Raw genomic sequence first — 13,370 nt, forward strand, 5'->3', positions numbered from 1 at the left:
TAGAGGCGAGCGCTCACGCGCTCGCCTTTTTTGTTTAACCTCGAGGTACATTTCCATGTTATTGACTGCGATGAGGCTTTATTGCCGTGCGGTTCACCATGTGGTGGAATTCGTCGGTAAATCCGTTTCTTATGTCATGCCAGCCTTGGCGTTTGTCGTAGCTTTCGAAGTATTTTCTCGCTACTTCCTAAATAAGCCGACCATTTGGGCTTATGACCTATCTTTGTTTATGTTCGGCTACATTGCCGCGTTGGGTGGTGCTTACGCACAGCAACGCCGTGGCCATATCAACGTTGATATCCTATACAACAAAGTCTCTCCACGAATCCGTAGTTTATTTAACCTATTCTCATTTGCGCTGGGCATCTTCTTCTTGGTGATCGTGTGTAAAATGAGCATTGGTAAATTTGAAGAAGCTCTAGAGTTTAACTACCGTCGTCAAAGTGAGTGGGCCCCTCATATGCACCACTTCTGGGTCATGATTTCCATTGCTAGCGCGCTACTGATCGCACAACTTTCCAGCGATTGGTTAGACGACGCAGTTCACCTGATTACTGGTAAGCGTCTACTACCAGAATACAATTTCGACGACGAGGACGACGCATAATGATGAGTATCGAAGTATTAACTGGCGTCTTGCTGGTTTGTATTTTAGTGAGCTTCGCCCTAGGTGCGCAGGTTGGTCTTGCCCTAGGCGGTATCGCCATGGCGGTAGGCTACATTACCTGGGGGGATGCACTGTTTAACGTGATTCCTACCACCCTAGAAGGCACTTACTTCAGCTTTATCTTGTTAGCCATTCCGCTGTACATCTACATGGGACAGCTGCTGACGCGCTCTGGCATCGGTGATGCCATGTTCAGCGCCAGCCAATTGATCATCGGTAGGGTTCGTGGATCTTTGGCCATCAGTGTAATCATCGTTTGTTCGATGATTGGTGCCATGGTGGGTATCATCGGTGCCGGTATCATGACCTCGGGCAGTATCGCACTGCGTCCTATGCTTGAGCGTGGCTACGATAAGCGTCTAGCACTAGGCGTGATCATGGCCGGTGGTGGTCTAGGTATCCTGATTCCACCAAGTATCCCAATGATCATGTTCGCATCGTCTACACAAAACTCAGTAGGTCGTATGTTTATCGGTGCCTTGGTGCCAGCGGCGATTACCATCGTCATGCTGATCGCCTACGTAGTGATTTCTTGTAAGCTAAACCCGAAGAAAGCACCGCTTGATAAAGTGCCAGAAGTACCACAAACACCGAAGCAGAAGCTTCTAACGTTGCGTGACGGCGGTTTGTCATTGCTACTGATCGTTGCCGTACTAGGCAGTATCATCATGGGTATTGCAACGCCAACAGAGTCCGGTGCCATCGGTGTTGTGGGTGCGATTATCCTAGCGATCTTCTTCAAACGCTTTAAGCCAAAAATGGTACAGAGTGCTGGCCTTCGTGCTGCGGTACTGGTTAGTGTGGCGATGTGGATCATCTTCGGTGCGACGGTGTTCAGTAACTTCCACCTATTGATGGGCGTTCAGAACATGGTCGCGGGCTTTACTGAAGACCTAGGCTTACCGCCAATGATGGTGATCGTGCTGTTCCAAGTCATCATGTTGCTATTGGGCTTTATCATCGACGAATTCATCATCGTTTTGATGTGTGCGCCGATCTTCACACCGATTGCTGTGTCCCTAGGCTTTGACCCAATTTGGTTTGGTATCTTGATGATTCTGAACATCGAAATCGCGGTACAAACACCGCCTTACGGTTTCGCTCTGTTCTACCTAAAAGGGATCGCGCCTCCAGGCATCACTATGTTGGACATCTACCGTTCGGTCACACCGTTCGTACTGATCAAGCTATTGGTATTGATCATCGTGATGTTCAACCCAGAATTGGTTACTTGGTTACCGAATAAGATGATGGGATAGCCAGCCTAGGCTGGGATTCACGCAAGTTTAAAACGCAAAAGGCAGCTCATTGAGCTGCCTTTTTCATATCTGCTAAGCATCGCTTACGCTCTTAGTTGTCTTCATCGCTTTGCTTGTACCAGTCCAATACCACTGGCGTGATTTCTGGGCCCGCAACGATAAAATGGCCATTCAGCAGGGTAGCACGTTGGTTATAGCGGAACGGTTTGCCACTCGGCGCGACCAGCTGACCACCAGCGGCTTCGATAATGGCTTGCTGAGCGGCGGTATCCCATTCGCTGGTTGGACCACGACGTAGGTGCAAATCGGCAATGCCTTCGGCAATACGACAGCCTTTGATGGAGCTGCCTTTAGGAAGTTCACGTACTTGCTCGTAAGTTTCTTTTAGGGTTTCTTTTAAATCGGCTGGTAGCGCAGGGCCATGGCTACGGCTGGTCATGGCAACAATCGGCTCACGAGGCTCACGAATGGAGATCGGTTCGTACTCGTCCAAGTGCCATTTCACCGCACAGGGCTCAATATCATGCCAGCTTTCGGTGACGCCAAAGTAACCTTCTTGGGTGGTTGGCAGGTAGACAATCCCCAGAATCGGTTTGCCATCACGCACCAAGGCGATGTTGATGCTGAACTCACCATTTCGCTTGATGAACTCTTTGGTCCCATCTAACGGATCCACCACCCACAGCTGCGTCCAGGACTTGCGTTCTTCAAACGGCACCACGGCCTCTTCCGAGAGAATAGGGATCTCTGGAGTGAGCGCTCGAAGGCCTGCCATAATGATACCGTTGGCCGCGATATCGGCTGCTGTCACAGGACTATCATCAGATTTATGCTCGACGCCAAGGTCGGCTTTCTGATAAATCTCCATGATTGCATCCGCGGCATCGTGTATTATTTGTTGAAGTGCCTGAAAAGTAGGGTGACGACTTACATCCATCATAATGGTACTAATTCTTTCGTTTCATCTATCGTGTGTCTAACTTATGAGTAAAGCAGAAAAACAGTCAGAATCACAAGCAGTAAGATTAGATAAATGGCTCTGGGCAGCGCGTTTTTTTAAAACCCGTACGCTTTGTAAGGAAGCTATCGATGGCGGCAAAGTGATGTACAACGGTGCCAAGGGTAAGTCCGCACGCACGGTGGAAATGGGCGCCTTGATTACCATCCGTAAAGGTTGGGATGAAGTCACGGTCGAAGTGAAAGGGTTAAGCGAGCAACGCCGTGGCGCACCCGAAGCACAATTGCTGTACGCCGAGACAGAAGACTCAGTCGAGAAGCGTGAACGACGTGCCGCAGAGCACAAATCGTTTGGTGGTCGCATCATGGCCGATCACAAGCCAAACAAGAAAGAGCGTCGCGATATCAAGCAACTCAAACGCGATATCTTCAGCTCATATTAAGCGTTATCCGTTACCATCGACACGCTGCTTAAGGGGCAAATTGATACTGCCCCTGAGCATTGACCACCATCCCCGAAAGTTCCAGTTCCATTAAGGTCTGTGATAAGTCTGCGGCGCCCATGCCAGTACGTCTGATCAGTGCATCAAAATCAAACGCCACACGCTCACGGCTTAGCACATCGAGTAAGCCCGTAGCCGAGCGAGAAAGGCTTGAAGTATTAAGATGACTCGTTTCTTCTAAAGTCGGCTCAAAAGAAGCCTGACGCAGTGCTCGTGGTAATTCTGAGATGATGTCGTCTACACTCGTAACCAGCGTGGCTCCCTGACGAATCAGGTGATTGCTTCCTTGCGCTTGCGGGTCGCCAATACGCCCAGGGATAGCAAACACTTCACGGTTCTCTTCTAGTGCATAGCGTGCGCTGATCAAGGAACCGCTTTTTTCGGAAGCTTCCACCACCAGCACCCCATGACTCATACCACTGATAATACGATTACGTGGCGGAAACAGCTGTGGCCGTGGCGCAGTGGTAAGTGGGTACTCGCTGATCAAAGCTCCGTCCGTCGCTAGAATACGCTCAAACAGCTTAGTATTTTGTTTTGGATAAAGGTTTAACAAGCCCGTTCCCATCACGGCAACGGTTGGCTTATGTGCGGCTAAAGCACCTTGGTGAGCGTAACTATCAATGCCTTTGGCACCGCCACTGCAGACGCTGTAGCCCGCCTCAGCCAGTTGTTGAGAGAAGCTTTCGGCGATTTTCTTACCGTAACCCGAGGCATTGCGTGCGCCGACGACGCCTAGACAGGGATTCGCCCAGGCCTTGCGGTTACCTTTAACAAACAAGCAAGTCGGCGGCACGGCGATGTTTTGTAGTAAAGCTGGGTAATCAGGATCGTCGCGGAAAATGACCTGCTGATCCGCTTTCTCTAACCAATGTTCAGTGAGGATAAAGTTGTCTTCAACATCGTAAGGAAGCTTGCCCTTTTGCAGATATAACAGCGCCGCACGAGCGGTACGTTCAGACCAGCCTAAAGCCCGTAGCACTTGATAATCGACACTTTGCGCTGCGCTTAACGAACTGTTTGTCGTGGTGAATAGATCATGATGTTCCTGATCTTCCGACCAAGCAGATAAGTAAGTCCAAAGACTGGCTAAGCGGCTAGGACCAATACCTGGCATAAAACTCAGCGCCAGCCAGTCCCGTTGCGAAAATCCATTGTGAAGAGCGTTCATGCGGCAATCCTTTGCGAGCATAGGAAATTAGAGCAATAAAGCAAAAGCAGGGCGTGTTAGCACCTAAAAATTGCGATGTATTTAAGCATATTGCATAAAATTTAGCCAGCTACGTACACGCATTTGCACATTAATGGGTTACAATAAGGACATTGAAATTCAGCCGACTGACCCAGATTTATCAGTCAGGCATCGATTAAGAGAGACATGAAAGCATATGGCTGTATTACCAATTTTAGAGTATCCAGATCCGCGTTTGCGTAAAGTGGCAGAACCGATCACTGAGTTCAACGACGCTCTGCAAACTCAGATCGACGATATGATCGAAACCATGTACGACGAAAATGGTGTGGGCCTTGCGGCGACGCAGGTGGACTTCCATTACCGTTTAGTCGTGATGGATTTCTCGGAAGAACGCAACGAACCCATCGTCTTCATCAACCCTGAGTTTGATGTGCTTGACGATGAGCCGAATGAATTCCAAGAAGGCTGCTTGTCTGTTCCTGGTTTCTACGAGCATATCTACCGCGCAGCAAAAGTACGCGTGAAAGCCCTAGATCGTCACGGTAAACCTTTTGAAATGGATACTGACGAGCTAATGGCGGTGTGTGTGCAACATGAGATCGACCACCTTGATGGCAAGCTGATGGTGGATTACTTATCGCCATTGAAGCGTAACCGCATCAAGACTAAGTTGCAGAAAGCACAAAAGAAACGTGCCTAAGCATGTTTCGCCACGGAGATTGCAACGCAAGCCGAACACACATCTCCCACCATGAGCATTCAAAAAATCAGGCTACGGCCTGATTTTTTCGTTACATAAGACAGATAACAACACCATGACTGATACTGCAAACGCTCCACTCCGTATTGTTTTTGCTGGCACGCCAGACTTCGCTGCCGCAAGCCTTCAAGCTGTTCTCGACAACGCAGAACAACATAACTACCAAGTCATCGCGGTATACACGCAACCGGATCGCCCTGCGGGTCGTGGGCAAAAGCTAGTCGCTAGCCCAGTAAAACAGTTGGCACTTGAGCATGACATTGCTGTTTACCAACCGCTTAATTTTAAAGACGAAGCAGATCGCCAAATCTTGGCGGATTTAAATGCCGATATCATGATCGTGGCGGCGTACGGTTTAATCCTGCCCAAAGCGGTATTGGATACCCCTAAGTTGGGTTGTATTAACGTGCATGCCTCTTTGCTACCTCGCTGGCGTGGGGCCGCTCCGATTCACCGTGCCGTGATCGCGGGCGATAGCATTACTGGTATCACCATCATGCAGATGGATGTTGGTCTAGATACTGGCGATATGTTGCTGAAGAAAGAGTGCGATATTAAACCAGAGGACACCTCAGGCATTCTGCATGACCGTTTAGCAGTACTAGGTGGCGAAGCCCTGATCGAAGGTTTAGAAGCCATCCGCACGGGTAAGGTGACACCAGAAAAGCAAAACGAAGAACTGACTTGCTACGCCGAGAAACTGACCAAGCAAGAAGGGGAAGTGGATTGGACACAAGATGCAACGCTGATCAGTCGTCGTATTCGTGGTCTACTGCCATGGCCTGGCGCTTACACTAATACGCCAGCCGGCGTGATGAAGATCCATGCGGCGAAACTTTTGGACACTGACGATCAAGATTTCGAATGTGGCGAGATCACCATGGTCAGCAAAGACGGCATTGTCGTGACGGCAGGTAAAGGCTCAATCTTGATTACCGAGTTGCAATTCCCAGGCGGCAAGCGCATGTCGGTGCAAGACGCTTTAAACGGCAAATTCAAAGACCAACTTCAAGTTGGCAAATTGCTTGGGAGTGAAGCATGAGCCAACCCGCTCGCTTAGTCAGTGCCAAAATCCTTGAGCAGGTGCTATTGCAACGTGGCTCCTTGTCGACACAAATCAGCAAGCAAATTGCCGAGGTGGATTACGACGAGCAGGGCCTAGCTAAAGAGCTTTGCTTTGGCGTTTGCCGTTACTACCCACAACTCAACACCATCGCTTTAAGTTTGCTAAGCAAACCGTTTGAAGACAAAGACTTCGATCTGTATGCCGCCTTGCTGATGGGGCTTTATCAGATCGAGCACATGAGCACGCCAGACCATGCCGCAGTGCATGAGTCAGTTGAGCTGTGTCGTCAACTTGATAAAGAGTGGGCGACCAAACTGATGAATGCGGTACTTCGTCGTTACCAGCGCGAACGTGATGACATTCTTGAGAATCTGTCTGCTCAACCATCGATGGCTAGCAACTTGCCAAAGTGGTTGGTGAAACGTTTCAAGAAACATTGGGACACTGAATTCGACGCAATTGTTGAAGCGACTAATGCGCATCCGCCTATGTGTATTCGCGTGAACGAGTCTCGTGTTTCACGTGAAACATACAAGCAACAGTTAGCGGAACAAGGCACTGTTTCACGTGAAACAGCCTTTTCAGTATCAGGTTTGTACCTAGAATCTGCTGTATCGGTTTCTATGTTACCTAATTTTACCGAAGGCCATGTCAGCGTACAGGACGAATCGGCACAGTTAGCGGCTAGCCTGCTGGCACCAAAAGCTGGCGAGCGAGTACTGGATGCTTGTGCGGCACCGGGAGGTAAAACAGGTCATCTGCTAGAGCTAGCATCTGAGTTAGAGCTATCCGCGGTGGAATTGGAACCTTGGCGTTTAGCTCGAATCGAATCCAACCTAGAGCGTCTGGGTGTGTCTGCCGAACTGATCTGTGGTGATGCCAGCAAGCCTGAAGAGTGGTGGAACGGTGAAGCCTTCGACAAGATCTTGTTGGATGCGCCGTGTTCCGCAACCGGTGTGATTCGTCGTAACCCAGATATTAAGATCAACCGAAAGCCAGACGATATTGCCGCTTTAGTAGAGATCCAAGCAAACATTCTCGATGCCACTTGGCAAACGTTAGAACAGGGCGGTTACATGCTGTACGCAACCTGTTCTTTGATGCCAGAAGAAAACGAGCAACAGATGGCGAGCTTCTTGGCCCGTACGGAAGATGCCAAGGAACTGCCATTGAATACGCTAGCGCCAGAGCTACCGTTAAGCTTCGGAAAATCCGTCAGCCATGGGGTACAGATCTTTCCTACGCTAGATGGCCAAGATGGCTTCTACTACTGCCTACTGCAAAAGCGCTAACGGCATTTGCTATTAGCCAATTCCTACACAGTACGACATCACCTATAAAAAATAGGGATGTCGTATTGCATCAAAATATATGCATTATTCGCACAAACAGCATTAAATCTTTCTTCGTTCACGTTTAGAATTAGCCACTATTGACCTCTATACTTTTGGGGACGTTCTTAAACGTGGGATGAGCGCAAAGCTCTAAGGCTGACCATGAAGATCATAATAATTGGCGCAGGCCAAGTGGGTGCAACGCTAGCGGAAAACCTAGCGAACGAAGACAATGACATTACCGTAATAGATACCGATTCCACACGCTTACGTGAGCTTCAGGATCGCCTCGATATTCAAACAGTACATGGTAGTGGCTCCCACCCAGACGTGTTGGACCAAGCGGGTTGTAACGACGCAGATATGTTGATCGCGGTGAGCAACCAAGACGAAACCAATATGATCGCCTGTCAGGTGGCCTACACTTTATTTAAGACACCCACCAAGATCGGTCGTATCCGCTCCAACGCCTACTCTAAATACCCTAAGATCTTCGCCGATACCGCCTTACCGATGGACGTTCGTATCAGTCCAGAAAAAGAAGTCACCAAACATTTAAGTCGCTTAATTCGTTACCCAGGCGCACTGCAGGTAATGGAATTTGCCGAGGGCAAAGTACAGCTAGTGGTAGTGAAAGCAGAAAAGGGCGGCCCACTGATCGATCGTCCAATCAGCTATCTACGCGAACACATGCCATCGATCCAAACCCGTATTGCAGCCATCTACCGTAACGGTCAATCGATTAAGCCAGATGGTAACACCTGCATTCATGCCAACGACGAAGTGTTCTTCTTGACCGCCCAACGTGACGTAATGGACGTGATGAGTGAGCTACGTCCATTGGATACCCCATACCGTCGTATCATCATTGCCGGTGGCGGTAACATCGGTGAACGTTTGGCCCAGAGCCTTGAGAAAGAGTACCGCGTTAAGATCATCGAACGTGATCCAGAGCGCTGCCGTTACTTATCGGAAACCTTGAACAACACGATTGTTTTGAACGGTGACGCCTCGAAACAAGAACTCTTGCTGGAAGAGAACATCGAATCGACCGATGTATTCTGCGCCATCACCAACAACGACGAAGCCAATATCATGTCGTCTATGCTGGCCAAGGTATTGGGGGTACGTACGGTTATGACCATCATCAATAACCCTGCTTACGTAGACATTGTTCAAGAAGGCATGATCGATATCGCCGTATCGCCGCAACATACCACCATCAGCTCTTTACTAAGCTACATTCGCCGAGGCGATGTAGTGAACGTGCATACCATGCGTAAAGGAGCAGCGGAAGCACTCGAAGCCGTAGCTCACGGTGACTACCGTTCTTCCAAAGTAGTGGGACGCGCCATTGCCAACATTAATCTGCCAGAGGGGGCTACCATAGGTGCGATTGTGCGCGGCGATGAAGTGATCCTAGCCACCGGTGATGTGGTGATTCAGGCAGAAGACCACGTGATTATTTTCGTGTCCAATAAGAAGCAAATCCCCGCCGTGGAGCAGTTGTTCCAGGTCGGCTTAAGCTTCTTCTAGGATCCAACAGACTTTCTTTTACTAACGTCCCATGCCTCGGCTGGGACATTTTTTTCATAAGGCCAGTGCATGCATATTCAGATAATCCTGCGCGTTATCGGTTTGCTTATCATGATTTTCAGCTTAACGCTGTTACCGCCGATCATTGTTTCTTTGATCTATCAAGACGGGGCGTTGCAAGCGTTCCTCTCCGCCTTGCTTATCAACTTGGTGAGTGGCTTGGTGATTTGGTTTCCATTTCGCAACCACCGCGGTGATCTCAGAATACGTGATGGTTTCTTGGTGACGGTGCTGTTCTGGTCAACGCTGGGCTTATTCGGTTCGGTGCCATTCTTCCTCGCCACCGACCCACACCTAAGCTTTACCGATTCGTTGTTTGAATCTCTGTCCGGTTTGACCACCACCGGGGCGACAATCCTAACGTCCATTGACGTTCTGCCTGAGTCGATTCTGTTCTACCGTCAATGGCTACAGTGGTTGGGTGGTATGGGTATCATCGTATTAGCCGTCGCCATCATGCCGATGCTGGGCGTCGGTGGCATGCAGCTCTACCGTGCCGAGACACCAGGGCCGGTTAAGGACTCCAAGCTCACCCCACGTATTGCCGAAACCGCCAAAGCGCTTTGGTATATCTACGCAACACTTACGGTAGTTTGTACCCTAGGTTTTTGGATCGCAGGCATGAGCTTCTTTGATGCCTTGTGTCACAGTTTCTCAACCGTGGCCATCGGTGGTTTCTCGACCCATGATGCCAGTATTGGTTACTTTAATAGTGTCACCATTGAAATCATCTGTACCGTATTTATGGTGATTTCTGCGTTGAACTTTGGCCTGCATTTCTATGCTTGGCGCACTCGTAGCGTTTGGCATTACTTCCGAGATCCTGAAGCACGTTTCTTCTTCTTTCTACTAGGAAGTGCAATTTCATTGTCAACCTTGGTACTGATTCTAACCTCTACCTTCGATTGGCAAACGTCGCTGCGCTACGCGATTTTTGAGAGTGTTTCGATTGCCACCACAGCGGGCTTTAGTACCTCTGACTTCTCGGTCTGGCCGCACTTCCTACCATTCCTATTGATCGTGACCTCCTTCGCTGGTGGCTGTGCCAGTTCAACCGGTGGTGGTATGAAAGTCATCCGTATCCTGTTGATCCTGAAACAGGGCTTCCGTGAGATTCAACGTCTGGTACACCCCAACGCGGTGATTCCGGTTAAGATCGGTGGCAAAGCAATTCAGGAGCGAGTGGTCTCAGCTGTGTGGGGCTTCTTCTCTGCTTACCTGTTGGTGTACGTGATCCTGATGATTGGCTTGATGGCCACTGGCATCGATCAAGTCACCGCTTGGTCAGCAGTGGCAGCAACACTCAACAACTTAGGTCCAGGTCTTGGTGAAGTAGCCGCGAATTTCGCATCAATCAATGATCCATCGAAATGGATGCTGTGTTTTGCCATGCTGCTGGGGCGTTTAGAAGTATTCACCTTGCTGGTATTATTCACGCCGATGTTCTGGCAGAAATAAGCAAGGAAAGACCAATGACACCCGCTACACAAACGCTAAAAAAACGTAAGATCGCTTTCACACAGCACGAATACGATCATGACCCGAACTGCCAGAACTTTGGTCAAGAGGCCGCTGAAAAGCTTGGCCTAGCGCCAGAGGAAGTGTTTAAAACCTTGCTGGTGACGGATGATAAAGATGTGTTTGTCGCGATTGTGCCAGTGACAGGCAAACTCAATTTAAAGCGTACTGCGGCCGCACTGAAAGTGAAAAAGCTACGCATGACCGAGCCCAAAGACGCGGAGCGTTTAACAGGTTATATCGTTGGCGGCATTAGCCCTGTGGGGCAAAAGAAGGCTTTGGTGACGGTGATTGACAGCAGTGCCGAAGCCTTAGCTAAGATGTATGTCAGTGGCGGTAAGCGCGGCTTTGATATTGGTCTCGCGCCACAAGATTTGGCGGCGGTGTGTCGCCAAACCGTGTTCTCAGATATTGCCGAGCAATAACAAAAAAGGGGCTAAATCATTTAGCCCCTTTTTTATGTGTTCTCGTTTGCTCAATTGAGCTTACAGATGCTGGTGTTCTTTATAAGGATTCAAAGCACCGTGTGGCTGTAATTTAAAACGTTTATATTCCCACTGATACTGACCTGGTGCACGTTGTACCAGCTGCTCAATCGAGGCATTCAGTCCCGTTAGCGAGGTCACTGGATCCTCATCGTAGAAACGCGGATCCACTTCAAAGGCCGTAACTTCAAACCCTTTCTTAGTTTGAATACAGCCCACGACAAAGGCTTTAGCACCGGTTTTAAGAGCTAGCTGACCTGCCAGCGTCATGGTGTAGGCTTGATGGCCAAAGAAGGGCGCAAACTCACCGCTGCCTTGTTGCGGTACCTGATCAGGCAACATGCCCACGACACCATCGGCATTCAGTGCTTTCACAATCTGCATCACACCACGACGGTTAGTGGGCACCAAATCACCACCAGCACGGTTACGTGCCGCAAGAATAAAAGCATCTAGGCTTTCGTCTTTATTTGGGCGGTACATAGCCGTCATCGGGCGGATAGCGCTAACGTAGACGTTTACGGCTTCCCAGTTACCGATATGAGGCGCTAGCACGATCACACCACCTTTGCCTTCCACCGCTTGTTTTAGTTCTTGGGCACCTTCGCCTTCGTGACACAGGTCGAGGATAAACTTTACATCACGGGTCCACAGGTGACCCATTTCGGCAAAGGTTTGGCCCATATGTCGAAGTCGACTATTGCGCAAACGGGTACGCTGTTCTTTATCCAAATGAGGTAGGCAAAGCTCGAGATTACGATCAATAGCACGACGTGTTCGACGATCAAAGCGCAACCCCAATAACCCAACAAAACGTCCCATACTGCGGACCAGTGGAAACGGGAGTTTCCCCATGGCTTTGATTAACTTAGTCATTGGAGAGGTGGAAACTTGATCGGACATAACACCTACTTAATTGGTTCACTCAAGAAAATTGGCTCAACATAACGGTCGGCGGCCAACACATTGTTTCACGTGAAAACTCACCCAAGCCAACCTGAAACCATTATACTACCACTTAATGCAGTTCATTTATCTGAGGTAGACACTTTTATGGCGAATAACAAGCCCGTTATCATTCTCGACCGTGATGGCGTTATCAACCAAGACTCTGATGCGTATGTAAAATCCGTGGATGAATGGATCCCTTTGCCTGGCAGTATTAAAGCCATGGCCGCATTGAGTAAAGCGGGCTTTCAGATTTTTATCGCCACCAACCAATCGGGCATTGCGCGTGGCTATTACGATGAAGCGACACTGCATGCCATGCATGAAAAAATGCTCGGACTTTTAGAAGCGGAAGGCGGTCGTGTCGAAGGCATCGAATACTGCCCACACGGTCCTGACGATGCCTGTAACTGCCGTAAACCTAAGAGCGGTATGATCGAAGCCATCGAAGCAAAACTGGGCGTCGACTTCACTCAAACGCCAGCGATTATGGTAGGTGACTCACTACGTGACCTGCAAGCAGGTAAAGCCCGTGGCTGTGCGCCGGTATTGGTATTAACGGGTAAAGGCCGTGATACTCAGTATAAGGAAATCGATTTCTACTTTGATATTTACACTGACTTGGCAGCCTTCGCCATCGCAACGCTACATAAATATCAGTAGCAAAGTGTACCTCTAAGCAGAGACCTGCTGCTGATCGAGAATATCGAGCAGGTTCTCTTCCAGCCAGCCCACCAAATCAATCACTCGTTGACCAAATTCCACGCCTAAAGGCGTGAGTTGATATTCCACATGGGGCGGTACCACAGGGTAAACGATGCGCTTCACAAAGCCGTCGCCTTCTAACTGCTGTAGCGTCTGCGCCAGCATCTTTTCACTGACCCCTTTAATGGTACGGCGTAATTCGCTAAAGCGTTTCGGCTCACCTTCACGCAGGGCAAAGAATACCAGCATGCCCCAACGTCCAGTCACATGGCGCAAAATTTCTCGTGAAGGGCACTTATCAGAAAACACATCACCACGATCAAATGTGATCTCAATGTGGTCATTTGCGCTCAAATCTGTTTTTTTCATACTTACCT

At 49.3% G+C, this 13,370-nt stretch carries 14 protein-coding genes; 10 read left to right on the forward strand and 4 right to left on the reverse strand.

Annotation, left to right across the window (positions count from 1 at the left end):
• The first annotated feature begins 55 nt into the window (after positions 1 to 55).
• Together ACOSVP_RS14740 and ACOSVP_RS14745 are read left to right on the forward strand one after the other, a co-directional pair.
• Positions 56 to 607: a TRAP transporter small permease subunit gene (locus ACOSVP_RS14740; RefSeq protein WP_487348252.1), complete on the forward strand. Its 552-nt coding sequence runs from the start codon at positions 56 to 58 to the stop codon at positions 605 to 607.
• Entirely contained in the window at positions 607 to 1,926 is a 1,320-nt protein-coding gene (locus tag ACOSVP_RS14745) for a TRAP transporter large permease (RefSeq protein ID WP_487348253.1), read from the forward strand. The genes ACOSVP_RS14740 and ACOSVP_RS14745 overlap by 1 nt, the downstream gene beginning before the upstream one ends.
• 91 nt (positions 1,927 to 2,017) lie before the next feature.
• On the opposite strand, the gene cysQ is transcribed toward ACOSVP_RS14745, so the two are convergent.
• Positions 2,018 to 2,866 carry a 3'(2'),5'-bisphosphate nucleotidase CysQ gene (gene cysQ, locus ACOSVP_RS14750; protein ID WP_487348254.1) on the reverse strand — a complete coding sequence of 283 codons (849 nt, stop codon included), beginning with the start codon at positions 2,864 to 2,866 and terminating at the stop codon, positions 2,018 to 2,020.
• 43 nt (positions 2,867 to 2,909) lie between these two features.
• Here cysQ and ACOSVP_RS14755 point away from each other — a divergent pair, with 43 nt between their 5' ends.
• Positions 2,910 to 3,326 (forward strand): RNA-binding S4 domain-containing protein, encoded by a 417-nt coding sequence (locus tag ACOSVP_RS14755; RefSeq protein ID WP_487348255.1) that lies wholly within the window; start codon positions 2,910 to 2,912, stop codon positions 3,324 to 3,326.
• A gap of 28 nt (positions 3,327 to 3,354) precedes the next feature.
• Here the strand turns inward: ACOSVP_RS14755 and dprA are convergent, their stop codons facing one another.
• On the reverse strand, positions 3,355 to 4,557 hold the full coding sequence (gene dprA, locus ACOSVP_RS14760) for a DNA-processing protein DprA (protein ID WP_487348256.1): 1,203 nt from the start codon (positions 4,555 to 4,557) through the stop codon (positions 3,355 to 3,357).
• A gap of 217 nt (positions 4,558 to 4,774) precedes the next feature.
• On the opposite strand from dprA, the gene def reads away from it, so the two are divergent.
• From def to ybaK, 6 genes are all read left to right on the forward strand, one after another.
• Positions 4,775 to 5,281 (forward strand): peptide deformylase, encoded by a 507-nt coding sequence (def, locus tag ACOSVP_RS14765; protein WP_487348257.1) that lies wholly within the window; start codon positions 4,775 to 4,777, stop codon positions 5,279 to 5,281.
• A 115-nt stretch (positions 5,282 to 5,396) separates the two neighbouring features.
• Positions 5,397 to 6,383: a methionyl-tRNA formyltransferase gene (fmt, locus tag ACOSVP_RS14770; RefSeq protein WP_487348258.1), complete on the forward strand. Its 987-nt coding sequence runs from the start codon at positions 5,397 to 5,399 to the stop codon at positions 6,381 to 6,383.
• Entirely contained in the window at positions 6,380 to 7,699 is a 1,320-nt protein-coding gene (rsmB, locus tag ACOSVP_RS14775; protein WP_487348259.1) for a 16S rRNA (cytosine(967)-C(5))-methyltransferase RsmB, read from the forward strand. Before fmt ends, rsmB begins: the two co-directional genes overlap by 4 nt.
• 204 nt (positions 7,700 to 7,903) lie before the next feature.
• Positions 7,904 to 9,277: a Trk system potassium transporter TrkA gene (trkA, locus tag ACOSVP_RS14780; protein ID WP_487348260.1), complete on the forward strand. Its 1,374-nt coding sequence runs from the start codon at positions 7,904 to 7,906 to the stop codon at positions 9,275 to 9,277.
• Between the two features lie 69 nt (positions 9,278 to 9,346).
• Positions 9,347 to 10,795 (forward strand): TrkH family potassium uptake protein, encoded by a 1,449-nt coding sequence (locus ACOSVP_RS14785; protein WP_487348261.1) that lies wholly within the window; start codon positions 9,347 to 9,349, stop codon positions 10,793 to 10,795.
• Between the two features lie 14 nt (positions 10,796 to 10,809).
• Entirely contained in the window at positions 10,810 to 11,280 is a 471-nt protein-coding gene (gene ybaK, locus ACOSVP_RS14790; protein WP_487348262.1) for a Cys-tRNA(Pro) deacylase, read from the forward strand.
• Between the two features lie 60 nt (positions 11,281 to 11,340).
• On the opposite strand, the gene ACOSVP_RS14795 is transcribed toward ybaK, so the two are convergent.
• Positions 11,341 to 12,243 carry a lysophospholipid acyltransferase family protein gene (locus tag ACOSVP_RS14795; protein ID WP_487348263.1) on the reverse strand — a complete coding sequence of 301 codons (903 nt, stop codon included), beginning with the start codon at positions 12,241 to 12,243 and terminating at the stop codon, positions 11,341 to 11,343.
• Between the two features lie 150 nt (positions 12,244 to 12,393).
• On the opposite strand from ACOSVP_RS14795, the gene gmhB reads away from it, so the two are divergent.
• The gene (gene gmhB, locus ACOSVP_RS14800; protein ID WP_487348264.1) at positions 12,394 to 12,951 is read left to right on the forward strand and encodes a D-glycero-beta-D-manno-heptose 1,7-bisphosphate 7-phosphatase; all 558 of its coding nucleotides are present in this window, start codon (positions 12,394 to 12,396) and stop codon (positions 12,949 to 12,951) included.
• A gap of 12 nt (positions 12,952 to 12,963) precedes the next feature.
• Here gmhB and ACOSVP_RS14805 read toward each other — a convergent pair whose 3' ends face one another.
• Positions 12,964 to 13,362 (reverse strand): winged helix-turn-helix transcriptional regulator, encoded by a 399-nt coding sequence (locus ACOSVP_RS14805; RefSeq protein ID WP_487348265.1) that lies wholly within the window; start codon positions 13,360 to 13,362, stop codon positions 12,964 to 12,966.
• Positions 13,363 to 13,370: the final 8 nt, after the last annotated feature.

It is taken from the genome of Marinomonas sp. HM11-D, assembly GCF_057626615.1.

Bases quoted from the DNA above. Each gene is read 5' to 3' on its own strand.
- ACOSVP_RS14740 (WP_487348252.1), top strand. From the start codon at position 56: ATGTTATTGACTGCGATGAGGCTTTATTGCCGTGCGGTTCACCATGTG.
- ACOSVP_RS14745 (WP_487348253.1), top strand. From the start codon at position 607: ATGATGAGTATCGAAGTATTAACTGGCGTCTTGCTGGTTTGTATTTTA.
- cysQ (WP_487348254.1), bottom strand. From the start codon at position 2,866: ATGATGGATGTAAGTCGTCACCCTACTTTTCAGGCACTTCAACAAATA.
- ACOSVP_RS14755 (WP_487348255.1), top strand. From the start codon at position 2,910: ATGAGTAAAGCAGAAAAACAGTCAGAATCACAAGCAGTAAGATTAGAT.
- dprA (WP_487348256.1), bottom strand. From the start codon at position 4,557: ATGAACGCTCTTCACAATGGATTTTCGCAACGGGACTGGCTGGCGCTG.
- def (WP_487348257.1), top strand. From the start codon at position 4,775: ATGGCTGTATTACCAATTTTAGAGTATCCAGATCCGCGTTTGCGTAAA.
- fmt (WP_487348258.1), top strand. From the start codon at position 5,397: ATGACTGATACTGCAAACGCTCCACTCCGTATTGTTTTTGCTGGCACG.
- rsmB (WP_487348259.1), top strand. From the start codon at position 6,380: ATGAGCCAACCCGCTCGCTTAGTCAGTGCCAAAATCCTTGAGCAGGTG.
- trkA (WP_487348260.1), top strand. From the start codon at position 7,904: ATGAAGATCATAATAATTGGCGCAGGCCAAGTGGGTGCAACGCTAGCG.
- ACOSVP_RS14785 (WP_487348261.1), top strand. From the start codon at position 9,347: ATGCATATTCAGATAATCCTGCGCGTTATCGGTTTGCTTATCATGATT.
- ybaK (WP_487348262.1), top strand. From the start codon at position 10,810: ATGACACCCGCTACACAAACGCTAAAAAAACGTAAGATCGCTTTCACA.
- ACOSVP_RS14795 (WP_487348263.1), bottom strand. From the start codon at position 12,243: ATGTCCGATCAAGTTTCCACCTCTCCAATGACTAAGTTAATCAAAGCC.
- gmhB (WP_487348264.1), top strand. From the start codon at position 12,394: ATGGCGAATAACAAGCCCGTTATCATTCTCGACCGTGATGGCGTTATC.
- ACOSVP_RS14805 (WP_487348265.1), bottom strand. From the start codon at position 13,362: ATGAAAAAAACAGATTTGAGCGCAAATGACCACATTGAGATCACATTT.